The organism is Guyparkeria halophila (assembly GCF_034479635.1).
GTDB classification, from domain to species: Bacteria; Pseudomonadota; Gammaproteobacteria; order Halothiobacillales; family Halothiobacillaceae; genus Guyparkeria; species Guyparkeria halophila.
This window is the reverse complement of sequence record NZ_CP140153.1, coordinates 1290616-1309316: the sequence shown is the minus strand read 5'-3', so window position 1 is coordinate 1309316 and position 18701 is coordinate 1290616. Positions and strand designations below refer to the sequence as shown.

Annotated in this window: 19 protein-coding genes; 5 read left to right on the top strand and 14 right to left on the bottom strand. The window is 66.8% G+C overall.

The features are described 5' to 3' along the window. Positions 1-3: 3 nt before the first annotated feature. Positions 4-450: a hypothetical protein gene (locus tag SR882_RS06035; protein WP_322520360.1), complete on the top strand. Its 447-nt coding sequence runs from the start codon at positions 4-6 to the stop codon at positions 448-450. 12 nt (positions 451-462) lie between these two features. Here the strand turns inward: SR882_RS06035 and SR882_RS06030 are convergent, their stop codons facing one another. From SR882_RS06030 to SR882_RS06010, 5 genes are read right to left on the bottom strand one after another with little or no spacing between them, the layout of a single operon-like run. Further along, positions 463-1185 (bottom strand): polysaccharide deacetylase family protein, encoded by a 723-nt coding sequence (locus SR882_RS06030; protein ID WP_322520359.1) that lies wholly within the window; start codon positions 1183-1185, stop codon positions 463-465. A gap of 55 nt (positions 1186-1240) precedes the next feature. Continuing rightward, the gene (fabG, locus tag SR882_RS06025; protein WP_322520358.1) at positions 1241-1984 is read right to left on the bottom strand and encodes a 3-oxoacyl-ACP reductase FabG; all 744 of its coding nucleotides are present in this window, start codon (positions 1982-1984) and stop codon (positions 1241-1243) included. A 13-nt stretch (positions 1985-1997) separates the two neighbouring features. After that, the gene (locus SR882_RS06020) at positions 1998-2804 is read right to left on the bottom strand and encodes a beta-ketoacyl synthase chain length factor (RefSeq protein ID WP_322520357.1); all 807 of its coding nucleotides are present in this window, start codon (positions 2802-2804) and stop codon (positions 1998-2000) included. After that, complete coding sequence (locus SR882_RS06015) at positions 2801-4033, bottom strand: beta-ketoacyl-[acyl-carrier-protein] synthase family protein (RefSeq protein WP_407653299.1); 1233 nt, start codon at positions 4031-4033, stop codon at positions 2801-2803. Before SR882_RS06015 ends, SR882_RS06020 begins: the two co-directional genes overlap by 4 nt. Next, entirely contained in the window at positions 4030-4785 is a 756-nt protein-coding gene (locus SR882_RS06010) for a phosphatase PAP2 family protein (protein ID WP_322520356.1), read from the bottom strand. The genes SR882_RS06015 and SR882_RS06010 overlap by 4 nt, the downstream gene beginning before the upstream one ends. Positions 4786-5083: 298 nt before the next feature. On the opposite strand from SR882_RS06010, the gene SR882_RS06005 reads away from it, so the two are divergent. Genes SR882_RS06005 through SR882_RS05990 form a run of 4 tightly spaced genes read left to right on the top strand, consistent with a single transcriptional unit; the run spans position 5084 to position 9136 of the window. Beyond that, positions 5084-6577: an NAD(P)/FAD-dependent oxidoreductase gene (locus SR882_RS06005; RefSeq protein WP_322520355.1), complete on the top strand. Its 1494-nt coding sequence runs from the start codon at positions 5084-5086 to the stop codon at positions 6575-6577. After that, on the top strand, positions 6574-7599 hold the full coding sequence (locus SR882_RS06000) for a chorismate transformation enzyme, FkbO/Hyg5 family (RefSeq protein WP_322520354.1): 1026 nt from the start codon (positions 6574-6576) through the stop codon (positions 7597-7599). Before SR882_RS06005 ends, SR882_RS06000 begins: the two co-directional genes overlap by 4 nt. Continuing rightward, the gene (locus SR882_RS05995; protein ID WP_322520353.1) at positions 7596-8357 is read left to right on the top strand and encodes a lysophospholipid acyltransferase family protein; all 762 of its coding nucleotides are present in this window, start codon (positions 7596-7598) and stop codon (positions 8355-8357) included. The genes SR882_RS06000 and SR882_RS05995 overlap by 4 nt, the downstream gene beginning before the upstream one ends. Further along, positions 8354-9136: a glycosyltransferase family 2 protein gene (locus SR882_RS05990; RefSeq protein WP_322520352.1), complete on the top strand. Its 783-nt coding sequence runs from the start codon at positions 8354-8356 to the stop codon at positions 9134-9136. Before SR882_RS05995 ends, SR882_RS05990 begins: the two co-directional genes overlap by 4 nt. Before the next feature lie 53 nt (positions 9137-9189). On the opposite strand, the gene SR882_RS05985 is transcribed toward SR882_RS05990, so the two are convergent. The 9 genes from SR882_RS05985 to accD all read right to left on the bottom strand — a co-directional run bounded on the left by SR882_RS05985 (position 9190) and on the right by accD (position 18696). Continuing rightward, the gene (locus SR882_RS05985; RefSeq protein WP_322520351.1) at positions 9190-9957 is read right to left on the bottom strand and encodes a DUF4197 domain-containing protein; all 768 of its coding nucleotides are present in this window, start codon (positions 9955-9957) and stop codon (positions 9190-9192) included. Positions 9958-10141: 184 nt separating this feature from the next. Continuing rightward, entirely contained in the window at positions 10142-10807 is a 666-nt protein-coding gene (locus SR882_RS05980) for an FMN-binding negative transcriptional regulator (protein WP_322520350.1), read from the bottom strand. A gap of 3 nt (positions 10808-10810) precedes the next feature. Beyond that, positions 10811-12676 carry a dihydroxy-acid dehydratase gene (gene ilvD / locus SR882_RS05975; protein WP_322520349.1) on the bottom strand — a complete coding sequence of 622 codons (1866 nt, stop codon included), beginning with the start codon at positions 12674-12676 and terminating at the stop codon, positions 10811-10813. 35 nt (positions 12677-12711) lie between these two features. Continuing rightward, a complete protein-coding gene (locus SR882_RS05970; RefSeq protein ID WP_407653297.1) occupies positions 12712-13284 on the bottom strand; it encodes a L,D-transpeptidase family protein in 573 nt (190 codons plus the stop codon). Positions 13285-13387: 103 nt separating this feature from the next. Beyond that, positions 13388-14923 carry an amidophosphoribosyltransferase gene (purF, locus tag SR882_RS05965; protein ID WP_322520348.1) on the bottom strand — a complete coding sequence of 512 codons (1536 nt, stop codon included), beginning with the start codon at positions 14921-14923 and terminating at the stop codon, positions 13388-13390. Between the two features lie 179 nt (positions 14924-15102). Beyond that, complete coding sequence (locus tag SR882_RS05960; RefSeq protein WP_322520347.1) at positions 15103-15591, bottom strand: CvpA family protein; 489 nt, start codon at positions 15589-15591, stop codon at positions 15103-15105. Between the two features lie 43 nt (positions 15592-15634). Continuing rightward, positions 15635-16429, bottom strand: a complete 795-nt coding sequence (locus SR882_RS05955) for an SPOR domain-containing protein (protein ID WP_322520346.1) — start codon at positions 16427-16429, stop codon at positions 15635-15637. A gap of 28 nt (positions 16430-16457) precedes the next feature. Continuing rightward, the gene (locus SR882_RS05950) at positions 16458-17756 is read right to left on the bottom strand and encodes a bifunctional folylpolyglutamate synthase/dihydrofolate synthase (protein ID WP_322520345.1); all 1299 of its coding nucleotides are present in this window, start codon (positions 17754-17756) and stop codon (positions 16458-16460) included. A 55-nt stretch (positions 17757-17811) separates the two neighbouring features. Next, positions 17812-18696, bottom strand: a complete 885-nt coding sequence (gene accD / locus SR882_RS05945) for an acetyl-CoA carboxylase, carboxyltransferase subunit beta (RefSeq protein WP_322520344.1) — start codon at positions 18694-18696, stop codon at positions 17812-17814. Positions 18697-18701 lie beyond the last annotated feature (5 nt).

Below are 18701 nucleotides of genomic sequence, written 5' to 3'. Positions count from 1 at the left end.
TCCATGCCGATCGACCTGACCGCCCTCGACGGCCCCGCCCTTTGCGCCCTCCTACCGCATCACGGTGACGTCTGCCAGCTCGAGCGAATCCTGCGCGTCGATGACAGCCGCCTGGTCGGCGAGACCCGGGCCCATCACCGCCCCGACAATCCCTTGCGCGTCGGTGGCCGACTGGGCGTCTTTGCCGGTGTGGAGATGGCCGGACAGGCGATGGCCCTACACCTGGCGCTGCAGTCCAACGGCGAGGCGGCCGGGCAAGGCATGATCACGCGGGCCAATAGCCTGAGCCCGCGCGTGGATCGGCTCGACGGGTTGCCCGGCCCCCTGCGCATTACCGTGACCTGCGAGGCGCAAGCCGGGGAAATGGCGCGGTACGGATTCATCCTGGAACACGAAGGCGCGGTGATACTCGACGGGGGTCTGTCCGTCTGGCTGACGAACGCCGGCTGACGGACTGACGGATCAGAGTCGGTCGGGGTCGAAGTCGGTCAGGGCATACCCCGCCGCGCTGATCGCGTCCAGCCACCCATCGAGGCACTCGGCGGTCAGCTCACGGATATCATGGAAGATCAGGAGCACGGGTCGGCTGGTTTGCTCGGCGAGGCGACGTTCGCGCTCCAGCCGAGTCAACAGCGTGCGGCGGACATCGTCGCAGGCGGCGCGCGGATCGGCATCCCCCGTCGTCATGCCCCCAAGCTCGGTAAAACCGGTCCGTGCCGTGGCGGCGCGCCAGGCGGAAGTCCGGCTCAGATAAGGCGCACGCGCCAGGCGTGCCGATCGCCCTCGCCAGGCGGGCACCACGGCATCCGCCACCCGCTCCCATTCCAGCAGTTGCGCCTCCACCCGCCGCGGGTTTCGATACCAGGGCCAGCGCGGCCAGAAATGCGTGGCACCGTGATTGCCCAGCCAGTGCCCCTCCTCGATGATCCGGCGGGCCAGATCCGGGTGACGAACGAGGCTCCCCTTCTCCGTCCAGATCTCGTAGGGGGCGAACAGCAGGCGGCGGGCCAGCCAACCCGGTGGGTTATGCGCAAGCGTGAAGAACGCCGCCCGCAACGGGCGGTCCGGCTGCAGGCCACGCCCGGCCAGCACGTCGAGAATCCGTTCGGTCGACCCGGGCCGCGGGCCGTCGTCGAAACTGAGCATGACGGGGTAGCCGCCGGCCCTGGCATGGATTGGCTTCATGACTGCTTCATGGCCGCTGGATCATTTCAGTCGCCCTCGGTCGATCGCCCTCGGCTCACGTCATGCCGCCATCGACGGCGATCACCTGCCCGGTCACATAGGCCGCACCCTCGCCGGCCAGGAAACCGACCACCTCGGCGACCTCCTCCGGTCGACCGGCCCGGCGCATGGGGATGTGATCCTTGATGCCATCCGCCGCGGCGGAACCCGCGCTCATCGGCGACTCGATCAGGCCCGGCGCAACGGCGTTGACCAGCACCCCTCGCGAGGCGACCTCCCGGGACAGTGCCCGGGTCGCACCGATCAGCCCCGCCTTGGCCGCCGAATAATTGCTCTGGCCGCGGTTACCGATCAACCCGCTGACCGAAGCGATATTGATCACCCGCCCCCAGCGGGTGCGGATCATGGGCAGCAACACCGGTTGGGTCACGTGGTGAAAGCCATTGAGCGAGACATCCACCACCGCACGCCAGCGCGCCGCGGACATCCCCGCCAGCGGGCCATCATCGTGCATGCCCGCGTTATTCACCAGCACCTGTATCGCTCGTTCGGCGAGGATCGGCGCCAGGACCGCGTCGACGGCCTCGGGGTCGGTCACATCGAAAGTCAGCGCCTCGGCCTCGCCTCCCGCGGTCCGCAACTCCACGGCCAGCTCCTCTACACGCTCGACGTTACGGTTGGCATGCAGCAACAGGTCGAATCCATCGGCGGCCAGTCGGCGAGCGATGGCTGCCCCGATCGCGCCGCTGGCCCCGGTGACCAGCGCCAGTTTGCTTTGCACCGTTTCCTTGTTATTCATGGACTTGAATTCATCACTTCGGTTGATAGCTCAGGTCAAGGTAGCTGGTCTCGTCCAGTGCAAGCGGGAACCGACCAGGCTCTCTCCGGACCATGGCCTCCAGCAATGGCAGGAGCCGCCCGGCGGGCACCTCCCGGCGCAGCCGTTCCCAGGCCGGGCCGGCCATGCCGGCATCGCCACGGTCGGTTTCGGCGCTAAGCGTAATGGCCAGTCGGTCGGTATCGCCTGCCTGTGCCGACTGGATCACCAGGGCGATCGCGAGCGGCTCGGCAATTGGTTCGGCCTGATGCATCGGTTCGGGGAACGGCAGGTCATAGACAACCAGCAACACCGGTCGATCCCCGAGGGTGGCCTGCATCCCCGCCTCGAGCAGTCCGGCCGCGGCGGTCTCGTGATGAGCGGCAATCGCGGTGGCGGGTTCCTGCGCCCCCACCGAAATCGACCAGTAACCCGAGGCCGCGTTGTGCACGCTATTGTGAAAGCGGATCGGCGAGATCATGCGGTCCGTCTCGGCGAGCGAGGCACAACTGTGGGTAAGCACCTCGGTATCGCCGGTGGACGAGGCAAACACCATCGGCAAGGTGGCCGGATCGAGGCCGGCGGCCTCGACCGCTTCCCAGCAGGCCGTCATCGCCAGTCGCGTGCTCTTGCCGGCACGGCGGCGCTCGGTGCGCGGCAGTCGATCGGCCTTGAGCGCCCGCCCCAGTTCGGCGACCGACATGTGACCCGGCTCGCGCCCGGTTCGCAACGCATCCGCCGCCTCGCGCCAGTCTGACAGCGCGGCGCCGACGAAACCGACCCCCCTGATCGATAGCTTCATGCGTTTTCCTCCGGCCGACCGAACAACAGGCTGCAATTGTTCCCGCCGAACCCGAACGAGTTGGTCATCACCCGGGTCGGGCGCCGATCACGATTGCCCAGCAGGTAGTCGGCCGTGAAGTCGGGGTCGACCTGCTCGGTGTTGAGCGTACCGGGCAGGAAACCGTGTTCGATGGCGAGAGCCCCGGTAACCAGGCCCGTGATACCAGCCGCGCCCAGCGTATGCCCCGTCCATCCCTTGGTCGACGAGCACACCTGCCCCCGCCCGAAGACGGCCTCCAGTGCGCGGTCCTCGGCGGCATCGTTGACCCGGCTGGCCGTGCCATGCAGGTTGACGTAATCCACCGATGCCGGCGCAAGCGAGGCGGCATCCAGGGCCCGGCGCATCGCCAGTTGCGCCCCCCGCCCCTCGGGATGCGGCGAGGACATGTGGTGCGCATCGACGCTCTCGCCCACACCAAACAGGCAGAGAGGCGCCTCGCCGCGGTCCGCCTCGACCAGGGCGAATCCGGCCGCCTCACCGATGGAGATGCCGTTCCGGGCCGCATCGCCCGGCCGACAGGGCCCGGTTGAGGTCAACTCGAGCGAGGCAAACCCGTACAAGGTGGTCAGACAGAGACTGTCGACGCCACCGACCACGACCGCATCGCACATTCCGGTGGCAATCAGGCGTTGCGCACTGGCAAACACCTTGCCGCTGGACGAACAGGCGGTGGACACCGCATAGACCGGCCCCTTGAGATCCAGGCGTTGCCGCACGTAGCGGGGGGCGGAGGACAACTCGTGCGTGGTCGCGTAGTGCAGAGGGCTGGGCAGCGCTCCGGTTTCCGGGTCGCGTTCGCGGAAGGCCAATTCGGTATGCAGTATCCCCGAGGTGCTGGTGCCCAGGACCACGGCGATCCGCCCGGCGCCGTGGCGCTGGACCGCCGCCGCAACCGCCTCGGCAAAACCGTCCTGCTGCAGACCCAGTTCGGCGAGCCGGTTGTTGCGGCAGTCGTAGTCGGCAAGATCATCCGGGAGGGAGACGGATTCGAGATCCGTTACGCGGCCGATCCAGGTGGGCAGATCGACGTCGAGGAAGTCGCAGGGCGCCAGCGCGCCGCGGCGGTCACGCAGCGCGGCCAGCAAGGCCCCCCGCCCCGGACCGGCCGGCGTGGTGGCGGTCAGGGCCGTGATACCGAGCCGGGGCAATCTCGGGGACAACGACGGACTGGCTGACGGCGCGCTCATGGATCCACCTCTGGTGATCGGTCAATGGGGGAGAGGCTCATGCCGTGCGTGGCTCGCACCCCGGCCGGGTGTCGTACCGACAACCAGTTCGCGGAGAGCCAGGCAAAGGCGGCGGCCAAGATCGCACCGCCCACCACGTCCCAGAACACATGCTGGCCGATGGCCAGGGTGGAATAGGCGATACCCAGCGCCCAGAGCGCCGAGAGCCCCCGCCAGACGGCGGGCATGCCGATCGCCCGGATGAGACGGTCCATCCAGAAGGCGCTGAACAGCGCACTGGCGACATGCAGGGAGGGAAACGCGTTGCCGCTGCTGTCGACGGCGGCCAACCAGGCGAAGGCCGGCTCGCCCGCCCACAGGCCCGGATCACGCTCAATGCTGGTGGGAAAGACCAGAAACACCGCCAGGCCGGCCAGACACAATCCAGTAATCGCCACCCCGTAACGCACCAATGTCGCCCGATCCGGCATCAGGGCCGGGACCAGCGAGACGTACAGCCACAGCGAGGCATACAGATAGAAAAACATCGGCTCGAACAGCACCCGACGGTCGACCCAGGTTTCGGGCATGACCACGGGCTCGTCCATGGGCGAGTTGAGCAGGTGAAAATAGGCGATGAAGAACAGGGTCATCAACACGGTGGTTCCCAGCCCCTTCAGGAGCCAGCAGCAGGTGAGCCGCCGGATCAGCTCCCGCCCCCATGCATCCCGGCTTACCGCGGCGCGGTCACCTCCTCTGTCGTCCGATGCCACCCTGACTCCACCTTGTCTCTGCGGCGATCCGTTGATCCACCGTTGCTAAAGGAAACCCTCCACCATTCGATAACGCCTCTGGCTTGCGGTTTTGTTCGCACCCGCGATCCCCTTTCGGGCGGTTTCGCAGCGGCACTACCGGTTCGTGCCGAGTTTCCTCGAAGCGCGCGACTATCGCACGGCCAGACCTCGGCGTTCAAGCGACACCAACCGCCGCGCCGATCAGTGGACATCATCCCCCGCACGCGAATGGTTCGCCACACCAACAAAGTTGACGCGAACTGCCCGGACTCCGATCATGTCGACCCGCTGCCAGGGCCGTCAGGAGTTGACCGGCCGGCATGCCCCCGAATCACCGACCATCGCCACGAAGGCCGACCGCATGCACGCCCAGGACGCTACCGCCTCCCCCGATCTTCCCCTTAGGGGCACCGAACACGCCCCGCCTGTCGCAGAGGGCGGCTATTGCGACGTGTTCGTCGTCGGGGGCGGGCCCGGCGGCTCGACCCTGTCGACGCTGCTGGCGCGCAAGGGACACGACGTGGTGATGGTCGAAAAGGAACACCATCCGCGGTTTCACATCGGCGAGTCACTGCTGCCGGCCAACCTCGAGCTGTTCGAGACCCTGGGCGTGGCCGACGAGATCGCCCAGATCGGGATCGACAAGTGGGGGGCCGAGTTCGTCTCGCCGGCCCACGACCACGTCCAGCCCTACAACTTCGGCGATGCCTGGGACAAGTCGATGCCCAAGGCCTACGAGGTCGAGCGCGCGGAATTCGATCGCATCCTGTTCCGCAACGCCGAGCGCCACGGCGCGCGCACCTCCGAGGGCACCAAGGTCGTCGACATCGATTTTCATGATGCCCCCCGAACCGACGAGCGGGGGCGCGAGTACCACGCCACGGTCACCACCCGCGACGAGCACGGGGATCAGCGCATCTGGCAAACGGCCTTCGTCGCCGATGCCACCGGCCGCGACACCTTCCTCGCCAACTGTCACGGCTGGAAGCGTCGCTCCCGCAAGCACAACAGCGCGGCGGTCTTCGGCCATTTCCGCGACGCCGAGCGCAACCCGGGCAAGACCGAGGGCAACATCACCCTGTTCTGGTTCGACCACGGCTGGTTCTGGTTCATCCCGTTGAAGAACGGGGTAACCAGCGTGGGCATGGTGACCTGGCCGTATCACATGAAAACCCGCGCGGGCCGTTCCCTGGAGCAGTTCCTGTTCGACAACATCGACACCGTCCCGGAACTCAAGCGCCGCCTGGCCGATGCCTCGTTGGTGCGCGACGTGCAGGCCACGGGCAACTTCTCCTACTCGGCCGACCGCACGCACGGGGATCGTTTCATCCTGGTGGGCGATGCCTTCATGTTCATCGACCCGGTATTCTCCAGCGGCGTGATGCTCGCCATGCAGAGCGGCGTGTTCGGCGCCGATGCAATCGACACCGTGCTGCGCGAGCCGGCCCGGGCGAAACAGGCCCTGAAGGCCTACGACCGCCAGGTGCGTCGCGGCCCCAAGGAGTTCTCCTGGTTCATCTACCGGATCACCAAGCCGGTGATGCGCGACCTGTTCATGGCCCCGCGCAACTTCTTCCGCGTCAAGGAGGCCCTGATCTCGCTGCTGGCCGCCGACATCCATCGCGGCACGCCGATCTGGCGTTCGATCCGGATCCTCAAGGCGATCTACTACGTCACCTCGATCGCGCGGTTGCGCCGGTCACTCGCCGACTGGCGCGCCCACCGTCGCAAGGTCCAACCCCTGTCCGGCGAAACCGACACACGCGGATGACGGCACGGGCACGTCCATCTCGGTTGCCCGACGAGGCGCGCGACCGGCTGCTGGCCGCGCTTTGCCTGCCCGACAGCAACCACGGCGAAGGCAACGGTTGCATCGGCACCCTGCCGCTCACCCGGCTCGACGACGCCGACAGCGACCCGGTGGAAGTGTTTCTCGCCCCGAGCGAGGTCACGCTTCAGCAGCAAGGGGGCGAATGCTTTGCCCACGCGGATGGCTGGGTCTTCGGCAACCTACCGATCGACGAATCCGAGGGACTGGCCCTCGGCGCGGAGAGCGCCTACGGGCGGCTTTTCGAGCGGCTGGACCGAGCGCGCACTCCGCACCTCTGGCGGGTCTGGCACTACCTCCCCGAGATCAATGCCATCGACGCCGGCAGCGGGCTGGAACGCTATCGGCTGTTCAACCAGGGGCGCGCGGCGGCCTTCGATCACGCCGGGCAGGCCCCGTCGGCCTCGGCCCCGGCCGCCTGTGCCCTGGGGAGCCCCGACGGCACCAAGGGGCGTCTGTTCTATCTGGCCGCGGCCACGCCCACCCAACGGATCGAAAATCCCCGCCAGGTCAGCGCCTGGAACTACCCTGTGCGCTACGGTCCGAAAAGCCCCCTGTTCGCGCGGGCGGCGCTGGCGAGCGGGGCGCGGCACGACTGGCTGTTCGTCTCGGGCACCGCCTCGATCGTTGGCCACGAGACCCGACACCACGACGACGTGGTCAAGCAGACCGAGGAGACGATCGCCAACCTGGAGACGGTCCTCGAGCAGGCAAACGCCCGAAGGGACGCGCCGGCACGCCGGTTCGCCTGGGACGAGACCGGCCTCCTGCGGATCTACCTGCGTCATCCGGCCCACCTGGTACCGGTGCGCGAGTGCATCGACCGCTGGCTGGATGACCGGGTCGAACAGGTCTACCTGCAGGCCGACATCTGTCGTGAGGACCTGCTGGTCGAGATCGAGGCCACCTTGCGCCTTCCCCGGGACGGGACGGCGGCGATCGACACCGTGTGGCCGGCGCTGTGAGCACCGGGCTCGGTTCGCTGGCCCGCGCCCTGCACCGGGTGATCGCCGTGCCACTGGGCCACGGCGGTCTTGCCGTGCTGTTGATCGGCTGGCTGCCACTGGCCCTGATGGTGGCATTGCTACCCGGCCCCACCCGCCGGCTCGCCGCGCGTCGCATCATTCATCACGCGATGCGCGCCTACCGGCTCTGGCTGGTCACCATCGGGGCGTTGCGGGTCGATAGCCGACCACTCGATACCCTCAAGCGTGCCCCGGCCGGCGTAATCGTGGCCAACCACCCCTCGCTGCTCGACGCCCTGATCGTGCTGGCACACGCCCCGAACATCATCTGCGTCATGCGCGCCGGGCTTCTGCGCAACCCATTGTTTGCCCTGCCCGCCCGGCTGGCGGGTTACCTGCCCAATGATCACGCACTCGACATGATGCTCGGCGCACGTGCCGCCATCCGCAGCGGCTGCCACGTCCTGATGTTCCCGGAGGGGTCGCGCAGCCCGGGCGATGATGCGGCCGGACTCGGTCCCTTCCAGCCGGCACCGTTCATGCTTGCCCGCCAGGCAGGCGCGCCCCTGCATGCCTTCGTCTTTCGCTACGACCGTCCCCTGCTGACCAAGCAGACGCCCGCCTGGCAGCTACCCAAGCTACCGGTTCGACTGCGGGTCGAGCGCCTAGCGGTGCATCCGGACCTCCTCGAGTCGAACCCACACCGGGCCGCCACCGCCTGGCGCAATCGCTTTGCCACCGAGCTCGACGCGCGATGAACGCCCCGACACCAATTCACCCCCTGATCCTGATCCCCTGCTTCGACCCGGGGCCACGTATCGACGAAACGGTGCGCTCTGCCTTGACGGCAGGCGGTGGACTGCCCGTCTGGGTGGTCGACGACGGCAGCGACCCGGCGACCGTCGAACGCTTAGCCCATCTGGTGGCCGAGCACGAGTCGGTGACGCTGCTACGTCACGAGACGAACCATGGCAAGGGTGCCGCCGTGCTGACGGGAGTGCGGGCGGCACGACAGGCGGGCTTTACCCATGCCCTGACCCTGGATGCCGATGGACAGCATCCCGCGGCGTGCATCGGCGCCTTCGTCGAGGCGGCGCGCGAGCACCCCGAGGCACTGGTCCTCGGCCGCCCCGTGTTCTCCGCCGATGCCCCGGCATTGCGCGTTCAGGGACGCAAGATCTCGAATTTCTGGGCGAATCTCGAAACGCTCTGGGCGGGAATCGGCGATTCGCTGTTCGGCATGCGGATCTATCCGATCGACGATCTCGTCGCGGTGATGGAGGACGCGCGTTGGATGCGGCGCTTCGACTTCGACCCCGAGGCCGCCGTGCGCCTGGCCTGGCGAGGTTTGCCGCTGGTGAACGTCGATGCCCCGGTGCGCTACTTCGATGCCGAGGAGGACGGGGTCTCGCACTTTCGCTACGGGCGGGACAACCGCCTGCTGATCTGGATGCACCTGCGATTGCTCGCCGGCTTCCTGCGCCGGCTGCCCCGGTTGCTCATGCGGCGTCGGCATAACGGGCAAGCCCGCCGCTGACATAAATTTCGGAAGGGCCTCGATGGGCGAGCCCGCCCGGCCGGGCCAACCCCTCAGCGTTTGCCGAACACCTGCTTGAGCAAGTCGGTCGTGCGGGCCGCGGGATCGGTGCGGATCAGCTTCTCCTGTTCTGCGATCTTGAGGAACAGGCCGTCGAGCGCCTTGTCCGTGATGTAGCCGTCGAGGTCCGTGTCCCCCACGGCCATCCGGGCCATCGGACCGGCGCTGTCGATCATCTTCTTGTAGGCCCCGGTCACACCGGCCTGGTTGGTCGCCGACGCGACGATCGGGCGAAAGCGCGTGGTCAGTTCCTCCGAGCTGCTGCGGCGCAGGTACTCGGTCGCCGCATCGTTCGGCCCTTCCAGGATGCCCCGCACGTCGGCAAGGCTCATGCGCTTGATCGCACCGTGGAATACCTCGGTCGCCTCCGGCACCGCCTGTTCCGCGGCGTGGTTCATGGTCTGGACGAACTCGTCGGCCAGTCCGCCCTGCCCCAGGGTACGCAACGCGCCCTCGACCTGCTGCAAGGGGCCGGGCAAGGGAATACGCACCGCGGGATCGTTCAGGAACCCGCCGTGCTGGCCCAGTTGGCTGACGGCGACGTCGACACCCTTGTCGAGTGCCTGCCGAATGCCCTGGTCCATTTCTCCCTGACTCAGATCCGCCACGGCCGAACTCGACCCAGAGGGGTTGTCGCCACTCGCGCCCTCCGAGCCGCCTTGCAGTCGCTTGAGCAGGTCACTCGCAAAATCGGCGTGGGCCGACCGGCTGGCGAACAGGCCGCCCACCAGGATCAGGCCGATCGCTTGACGTCGTTTCATCGGTAACTCCCCGCTTTCCCTTGGAAAGGCATCGTGACAAGGGGCCTCAGGCCCTCCCCATAACCAGGAAGGAACGGCATGACCATCAGGAGGTTATAGACCAGTCGCGCCGAGAATCGCGTCGCAGGGAATCGCGTCGCTGGGCCCTGCGTCGTAGCTCACCGTCGGAACACCCAACCGGGGCTCACGGCTCCCGCGAGCGCATCAGGTCGGCCATGGCCTCGCATTCGGCATCATTGCGACGGTGTAGCCCGTCGATCACGCCATCACGGTCGGTCGCCGTCTTGTTCTGCGCCAGTTTCTCGATGCCCTCGATCCGGTCGGGCAGCAACTCGATCCCCACGATCGCCGCCTTCATGCCGGCAATCTGCTTTTCCGGCAGGTGATCCCAGTCGAACGGGTCCCCACCGATACGTGCCTGATGGGTGTCGATCAGGTCGTGCAGATGCCGGTCGAGCCAACCGGGCACGCCTTCGCCGGCCAGGCGCACCCGACCGCGCACGTGCACGGATTGGTAGTTCCAGGTGGGCACACTGGTCTCGCGGGCATCGACATACCAACGCGGCGAGACATAGGCATCCGGGCCGGTGAAGATCAGGATGGCGGGCAGCTCGCACCCGTCGGCTAGTGCCTCGGCGACCGGGTTGGCGCGCGCCAAGTGCGACTCGAACCGCCAGGTCTCGGGCTGCGCGCGCTGGCCGAAACGCAAAAAGGGCAGATGCACGCACGGCATCTGCCCTTGTTCGTCGGCGAGGACCAGGGCGGCAAACGGGTGGTTTTCCACCACCTCGGCCAGCCCCGCCGGGTCGTCCTGGCGGAAATGCGGCGGGATGTAGGTCCCGACCGTCACCGCTTACTTCACGCCGATCTGCGAGAGATCGCGTACCGCGCCCAGCGAGGCCGAGGTGGTCAGGGCCGCGTAGGCCTTGAGCGCCTGGCTCACGTAGCGTTCGCGATTGACCGGCTTGTAGGCCGCCTCGCCCCGCTCGATCATCTTCTCGCGCCGATGGGCCAGATCGGCATCGCTGATGTCGAGGTGGATGGTGCGTTCGGGGATGTCGATCACGATGGTGTCGCCCTCTTCCACCAGCGCGATCTCGCCGCCGGCGGCCGCCTCGGGCGAGGCGTGGCCAATCGAGAGGCCCGAGGTGCCGCCCGAGAAGCGCCCGTCGGTCAAGAGCGCGCAGTCCTTGCCCAGCCCCTTGGACTTGAGGTAGCTGGTCGGGTAGAGCATTTCCTGCATGCCCGGCCCGCCCTTGGGGCCCTCGTACTGGATCACCACCACGTCACCCTTGACGATCTGGTCGGCGAGGATCGCCTCGACGGCGGCATCCTGCGACTCGAAGCAGCGCGCCCGGCCGGTGAACTTGAGGATCGACTCGTCGACACCGGCGGTCTTCACGATGCAGCCGTCGCGGGCGATATTGCCGAACAGCACGGCCAGGCCACCGTCCTTGGAGTAGGCGTGCTCGTAGTCACGGATGCAGCCCTTGGCCCGATCGATGTCCAGGCTCGGCCAGCGGGTGTCCTGCGAGAACGCCGTCTGGGTGGGAATGCCCGCGGGACCGGCAAGATACCGGCTCTTGGCCTCCTCGCAGGCCGTGTCGCGGGCGATATCCCAGCGGTCGAGCCCTTCCTTGACGGTCTTGCTGTGCACATTGGGGATGTCGTTGTGCAGCAGACCGGCGCGGTCGAGCTCGCCCAGGATCGCGATCACGCCGCCGGCGCGGTGGACGTCCTCCATGTGGTACTGGGCGGTGCTGGGCGCGACCTTGCACAGGTGTGGGATCTTGCGACTCATGTGGTCGATGTCGGTCATGTCGAAGGCGACCTCGCCCTCGCGCGCCGCGGCCAGCAGGTGCAGCACGGTATTGGTCGAGCCGCCCATGGCGATATCGAGCGCCATGGCGTTCTCGAAGGCCTCGCGCGTGGCGATCGAGCGCGGCAGGACCGAGGCATCGTCGTTCTCGTAGTAGGCCTTGGCGAGGCGGACGATCTGACGGCCGGCCTCAAGGAAGAGCTCGCGCCGATCGGCGTGGGTGGCGAGCAGCGAGCCGTTGCCCGGCAGCGACAGGCCCAGTGCCTCGGTGAGGCAGTTCATCGAATTGGCGGTGAACATGCCCGAGCAGGAACCGCAGGTCGGACAGGCCGAGCGCTCGATCTGCGCGAGCGTCTCGTCCGACACCGAGTCGTCGGCCGCCTTCACCATGGCATCGACCAGATCGAGCTTGATCACCTCGTCGGAATCCGGCGACAGACGGGTCTTGCCCGCCTCCATCGGCCCACCCGAGACGAACACCACCGGGATGTTCAGGCGCATGGCGGCGTTGAGCATCCCCGGGGTGATCTTGTCGCAGTTGGAGATGCACACCAGCGCGTCGGCGCAGTGGGCATTGACCATGTACTCGACCGAATCGGCGATGATATCGCGGCTGGGCAGCGAGTAGAGCATGCCGCCGTGACCCATGGCGATGCCGTCGTCCACGGCGATGGTGTTGAATTCCTTGGCGATACCACCGGCCGCCTCCACCTCGCGCGCCACCAGCTGACCCATGTCCTTGAGATGGACGTGACCGGGCACGAACTGGGTGAACGAGTTGGCGATCGCAATGATCGGTTTGCCGAAATCGTCGTCCTTAACGCCCGTGGCGCGCCACAAGGCGCGGGCACCGGCCATGTTGCGGCCGTGGGTGGTGGTCTTGGAACGATAATCGGGCATGGATGGGGTCTCCGAAAAACGGCTTTCGTCGGTTGTTATTCGATGATGTCGACCAGCGTGCCTTCGCGAACGCGGTCGAACAGGGTAACCACGTCGGCATTGGTCATGCGCACGCAGCCATGCGAGGCGGGACGACCGATGCGTCCCTCCTCCGGGGTGCCGTGGATATAGATGTAGCGCTGCTTGGAATCGACGTCGCCACCCTGGTTGACGCCCGGCTCCAGGCCTTGCAGCCACAGGATGCGGGTAGTCACGTCGTCACGCGCGGCACGCTCGTCCGGCCCCTCGAGGATCTCGGCCAGCTCACCGGTCGGGCGACGGCCACGGAAGATCATGCCGCGGGGGGCACCGGCACCGATCTTCTCGTCCACCCGATGCAGCCCCAGCGGGGTCTGCAGGCTGCCTTCCCGATTGCCGGCACCCCGTTCGGCGGTCGAGACCGGGAAGTGGCCGACCAGTTCGCCGGACTCAAACAGGTAGAGCTGCTGGCTGGGGACGTCCACGACCAGGGCCTGTTCACCCGCTTGGCCGCTGTCGGCAAGGCGTTTGCCCATGGCGCTGGCCGAGCGCACCACGCGATCGGGCACTGTCGTCTCGGCGGCGCTCATCGATGACCCCTCACCGCCCGAGGCGGCTACGGCTACCGGCCCCACCCCCATGGTGGCGAACAGGGCAAACCAACACGCGACAAGCCACCGACCCGCCGGTCGGTTACTGGTCATTGTAGAGACCGACGGAGACGATATCGCGGGAACGACGTGACGCCCCGGCCGCACCGTTGGCCTTGTCGCGCTCGCTATCGGCGCGGTTGCTTGCCAGGTTGTCGAGGTAGGCGGTATCGATGTCGTTGGTAACGTAATCGCCGGTGAAGCAGGAACAGTCGAACTGTTCCAGGGTCGGGTTGCCCAGGCGCACGGCCTCCTTGAGGTCATCGAGATCCTGGTAGATCAGGTCATCGGCGCCGATGATGTCGCGAATTGCCTCGACATCCCGGTTGTGGGCGACAAACTCGTCCGCCGCCGGCATGTCGATGCCGTAAACGTTCGGGTAGCGCACCGCCGGGGCCGCCGACGCCATGAAGACCTTCTTGGCACCCGCCTCGCGCGCCATGCGGATGATCTCGCTGGAGGTGGTACCACGCACGATCGAGTCATCGACCAGCAGCACGTTCTTGCCGCGGAATTCCAGATCGATCGCGTTGAGCTTCTGGCGCACCGAGCGCTTGCGCTTGGCCTGCCCCGGCATGATGAACGTCCGCGCGATGTAACGGTTCTTGACGAAGCCTTCGCGGTACTTGAGATTGAGGTTGACCGCGATCTCGAGTGCCGCCGTCCGGCTGGTGTCGGGAATGGGTATGACCACGTCGATATCGTGGTGAGCCCAGTCGCGCTGGATCTTCTCGGCCAGCATCTCGCCCATGCGCATGCGTGCCCGGTACACCGACACATCGTCGATGATCGAGTCGGGGCGTGCCAGATAGACGTACTCGAAGATGCAGCTGGCGTACTGCGGATCGTCGGCGCACTGGCGCAGGGTGACCTCGCCCTCGCGCGAGATGTAGATGGCCTCACCGGGGGCCAGATCGCGCACCAGCTCGAACTCGCCGGCCTCGATGGCAACCGATTCGGAGGCGATCATGTACTCGGTGCCATGCTCCGTCTCGCGCTTGCCGTAGCAGACCGGCCGGATGCCGCGCGGATCACGGAAGGCGAACACGCCCTCGCCGACGATCAGGCCGATCACGCCGTAGGCGCCACGGGCGCGGCGATGCACGTTGGTGATCGCCGCGAATACGTCGTCGGCCGAGGGACGCGTCTCGGCAATCGCTCCCAGCTCGTGGGCGAAGACGTTGAGCAGCACCTCGGAGTCGGAGTTCGTGTTGAGATGGCGCCGATCCTCGGCAACCACCGCCGCGCGCAACTCGTCGACATTGGTGAGGTTGCCGTTGTGCCCCATGGCAATGCCGAAGGGCGCGTTGACATAGAAAGGCTGGGCCTCGGCAGACGAGTCGCAGCCGGCCGTCGGGTAACGGACATGGCCGATCCCCATGTTGCCCATCAGCTGGCGCATGTGACGAGTGTGGAAGACGTCCTTGACCAGACCGTTTTCCTTGCGGAGAAAAAGCCGTTCCTCGTCACAGGTGAGGATGCCCGCCGCATCCTGACCGCGGTGCTGCAGGACGGTCAACCCGTCATACAGCGCCTGATTGACCGGCGATTTCGCCACCATCCCAATAATGCCGCACATGCGTCAAACCACCTCGGTATGTAACCGTGCAAAAAGTCGAAAAGCCTCGGCCCGGGCCCTCCCGCCCGAGGCCGAAACGGCGACGCCGGAGCGGTCGGACGACCGTTCCGGCGCAGTTCGGGGAGTCCCCGAAGGCAACACGCATCCTGCACGCCGCCACGTTGTTGAAAGCGTCACTGTCACCACTGCACGTTGGCGGCGACATCGGCCGGCATGACCGCCAGCAGCCACTCGGCCACCACCTGGAAGTGCGGTATCAGCGTCGAGGCCTGCCACCAGGCTTCCTGCGGCAAGGCGGTGAATCCGCCCAGGAGCAGCAGTCCTGCGACGATCAGCACGCCGCGCAACAGGCCAAATACCATGCCCACCGATCGGTCCGTGCCCGACAGACCGGTGGTTTCCACCAGTTTGGAAATCGCCCAGTTGATGATCCCGCCCAGGATCAATACCACCACGAACAGGGCCACGAAGGCGATCGCCACCCGTGCCGAGGGAATGTCCACCGCCTCGGGCACCAACACCGCCGCCGTCTGAGAGAACGCCAATGCAATGCCGAAGGCGGCCAGCCAGGTGACCAGCGAAATCACCTCCTTGACGAAACCGCGGACCAGCGCAATCGCCGTGGAGATAAGGACGATCGCCAGCAATATCCAGTCGACCATCGTCATGGCTGCCTCCCTGCCGTGTCCGTCACCCCGTTTCCAGCCTGGCTCACTTGGTCATCACCAATCCGTCCCGACCGATACGCTGACGTAGTCGCTCGGTGGCCTCGCCAGCCAGATCGCGAGTGGCATACGGGCCGACACGCACCCGCCAGACCGTCCCCTGCTGGGAGAACAACGGCGTGACCGATACGTCAAACCCCGACGATTCGACCGACTTGGCCAGCGCACGCGCATTGCGTTCGTCGGAGAAGCTGCCGAGCTGCACCACGTATTCCCCGCTGGCCGAACTTTCCGGGAGACTGCCCGCCGGTGACGCCGGCTCCGCCTCCTGCGCGGCGGACTCGACATCACCCGAGGGGTCATCCGCCGCTGGCGTCTTCGACTCAGCCGGCTTCGGCTCGCTCTCGACCTGGCGATCGCTGCCAGCGGCGGCCTCGGGCTCGCGGGCGGCAGCCGAGGGGTCATCGTCTTCCGCCATTTCCTCAAGAGCGGCGGCCGCCTCGATTTCGCTTTCCTCCGATGGAGAGGCATCGGACTCGATGGCTGCGGCCCCCGACTCGGATTGCTCGCGCGCCTCGATCGGTGTCTGATTCGGAAACAACGAGCTGGGCGGGTTCTGCAGCGGTTCACCCGTTTCGCCCGGCGGCTGAGGCACCTCGATGCGCTCTGCGCCTTCCACCTTGGGTTTTTCGGGCGCCGATTGCACCCTCAGGCTGTCGATGCCGCTGCCATCCAGCCACAAGGGCAACAGCAAGACGGCCAGCGCCACCACCACCGAGGCCCCCACCAATCGTTGGCGGAAGCGCGATTCGGTCCAGCTTGATTCGGTTTGCTCTGCCACGGCGTCCTCTTTGCAACGGGGCTTGGCGTCAATGCCCCGCATTCTCTCGCGTATCGAGTCGCGCCCGCAATGGACCGACTACGTGGAACGAACCAAACACCAGGATCTCGTCCCCCTCCCGGGCCTCGGCAAGCGCGGCATTATACGCACCGGCCGGATCGGCTTCACGGTGCACCGTTTTCACGCCGGCTTGAACCAGGGCCGCCTCAATGCGACCCACGTCCGCCGCCCGTGGTTCCTTGAGCGGGGCAACCCACCAGGCATCGAAGCAGCCGGCCAACGTCGCCACGATCGCTTCGATCGGCTTGTCATCCAATGCCGAAAACACCGCCAATCGCCGGCCAGCCGGCTTGTCGGCCAGCGCGGCGGCGAGCGTGCGGGCCGCCTCGACATTATGGGCTACGTCGAAGATCACCGTCCGTCCCTGATCAGAAAATCGCTCCAGGCGGCCGGCCAATCGCACCGCGGCCAACCCGTCCCGGACGGCCTCATCCGGGATGGCAAGCGGGCTGCGCGGGTGTTGCAACAACGCAACGACACCCGCGGCGTTATCCCACTGGTGACGCCCCATCAGCGCGGGCTGCGGCAGGCAGACGGTCTGCCCGTCACGCACCAGGCCAAACACCGGCCGAGTCTCGGTCGCCGATCGCGGACAACTGGCCGAAACGGCGAAATCCTGGCCGTGACACAACAGATCCGCACCAATGCGAGCGGCCGACTCCCGGATTGCCTCGACGGGCTGCGGATCGACATACACCGCCGGTTGATTGGGGCGCAGGATACCCGCCTTCTCGCGGGCGATCGCCTCGCGCCCCTCGCCCAACCAGTCCTGGTGATCCAGCCCGATTGCGGTGATCAGGGCAAGATCGGCATCCAGGGCATTGACCGCATCCAGGCGACCGCCCAGCCCGACCTCGAGCACCCAGATATCGACGGCCGCCTCGGCAAACACCAGAAACGCGGCCACGGTGAGCCATTCGAAATAGGTCAACACCTCGCTGTCCGGATGGCCGGCCATGCGCTCGAAGGCACGAACCAGCGCGGCCGACTCGACCATCTCGCCGTCGATCAGAAAGCGTTCGCGCACATCCACCAGATGCGGCGAGGTGTAGCTGCCAACGCGATAGCCCGCCGCACGACAGATCGCGGTGGCCATCATCACGCTCGACCCCTTGCCGTTGGTACCGCCGACGGTGAGCACGCAGGCATCGGGCCGATCGCCCAACAGGTCGTGGGTGATACGACGGCAACGCTCGACCCCCGGCTCGATCCGGTTCGGGTCGCGCTGCAACAGGGCCTCGAGCCAATCGTCGACCGAGCGCTTCACCGCCACAGGCACCCGCTGAAGCGGCCGGGCACGGGGTGCATAACAGTACTCGCCGTCACGAGGCCGCGCGGGTCGTCTCGCGGGGCAGATCCTTCTTCTGCAGGTTGGCAACCAGCAAGGCCACCGTCTGCGGCAGTTCGTCGCGGGGCACGATCATGTCGATCGCGCCGTGCTCGAGCAGGAATTCACTGCGCTGGAAGCCCTCGGGCAGCGTTTCGCGCACGGTCTGCTCGATCACGCGCGGGCCGGCAAAGCCGATCAGGGCATTCGGTTCGGCGAGCTGAACGTCGCCCAGCATCGCCAGCGAGGCCGAGACGCCGCCCATGGTCGGGTCGGTCAGCACCACGATGAACGGCAACTGCTTTTTCGACAGGCGGGTCAGCGCCGCCGAGGTCTTGGCCATCTGCATCAGCGAGAACAGCGCCTCCTGCATGCGCGCACCGCCCGAGGCGGTGAATACCACCAGGGCGCAGCGGTTCTGGATGGCCGCCTCGACGGCCCGGACGAATTTCTCGCCCACCACCGAGCCCATCGATCCGCCCATGAACGCAAAGTTGAAGCCTGCGGCAATCACCGGCACGCCATCGGTGCTGCCCCGCATGACCACCAGTGCGTCGCGCTCGCCGGTCTTCTTCTGACTGGCGCTGATGCGATCGCGGTACTTCTTCTGGTCCCGGAATTTCAGCATGTCCACCGGCGAGATATCGGTGAACAATTCCTCGCGTCCAGTGGCGTCCAGAAAGGCATCCAGCCGGGCACGCACGGCAATGCGCATGTGATGGCCGCACTTGGGGCAGACCTCGAGATTGCGCCGCAGCTCTTCGCGGTAGAGCACGGCATCACAGCCGTCGCACTTGACCCACAGGCCTTCCGGCACGCCGCGCTTGCCGGTGCTCTCGGTTCGGATGCGTGATGGAATCAGTTTGTCCAGCCAGCTCATGCTCG

Excerpts from the sequence above, each read along its gene's own strand:
- SR882_RS06035 (WP_322520360.1), top strand. The coding sequence starts at position 4 with ATGCCGATCGACCTGACCGCCCTCGACGGCCCCGCCCTTTGCGCCCTC.
- SR882_RS06030 (WP_322520359.1), bottom strand. The coding sequence starts at position 1,185 with ATGAAGCCAATCCATGCCAGGGCCGGCGGCTACCCCGTCATGCTCAGT.
- fabG (WP_322520358.1), bottom strand. The coding sequence starts at position 1,984 with ATGAATAACAAGGAAACGGTGCAAAGCAAACTGGCGCTGGTCACCGGG.
- SR882_RS06020 (WP_322520357.1), bottom strand. The coding sequence starts at position 2,804 with ATGAAGCTATCGATCAGGGGGGTCGGTTTCGTCGGCGCCGCGCTGTCA.
- SR882_RS06015 (WP_407653299.1), bottom strand. The coding sequence starts at position 4,033 with ATGAGCGCGCCGTCAGCCAGTCCGTCGTTGTCCCCGAGATTGCCCCGG.
- SR882_RS06005 (WP_322520355.1), top strand. The coding sequence starts at position 5,084 with ATGTCGACCCGCTGCCAGGGCCGTCAGGAGTTGACCGGCCGGCATGCC.
- SR882_RS06000 (WP_322520354.1), top strand. The coding sequence starts at position 6,574 with ATGACGGCACGGGCACGTCCATCTCGGTTGCCCGACGAGGCGCGCGAC.
- SR882_RS05990 (WP_322520352.1), top strand. The coding sequence starts at position 8,354 with ATGAACGCCCCGACACCAATTCACCCCCTGATCCTGATCCCCTGCTTC.
- SR882_RS05985 (WP_322520351.1), bottom strand. The coding sequence starts at position 9,957 with ATGAAACGACGTCAAGCGATCGGCCTGATCCTGGTGGGCGGCCTGTTC.
- ilvD (WP_322520349.1), bottom strand. The coding sequence starts at position 12,676 with ATGCCCGATTATCGTTCCAAGACCACCACCCACGGCCGCAACATGGCC.
- SR882_RS05970 (WP_407653297.1), bottom strand. The coding sequence starts at position 13,284 with ATGAGCGCCGCCGAGACGACAGTGCCCGATCGCGTGGTGCGCTCGGCC.
- purF (WP_322520348.1), bottom strand. The coding sequence starts at position 14,923 with ATGTGCGGCATTATTGGGATGGTGGCGAAATCGCCGGTCAATCAGGCG.
- SR882_RS05960 (WP_322520347.1), bottom strand. The coding sequence starts at position 15,591 with ATGACGATGGTCGACTGGATATTGCTGGCGATCGTCCTTATCTCCACG.
- accD (WP_322520344.1), bottom strand. The coding sequence starts at position 18,696 with ATGAGCTGGCTGGACAAACTGATTCCATCACGCATCCGAACCGAGAGC.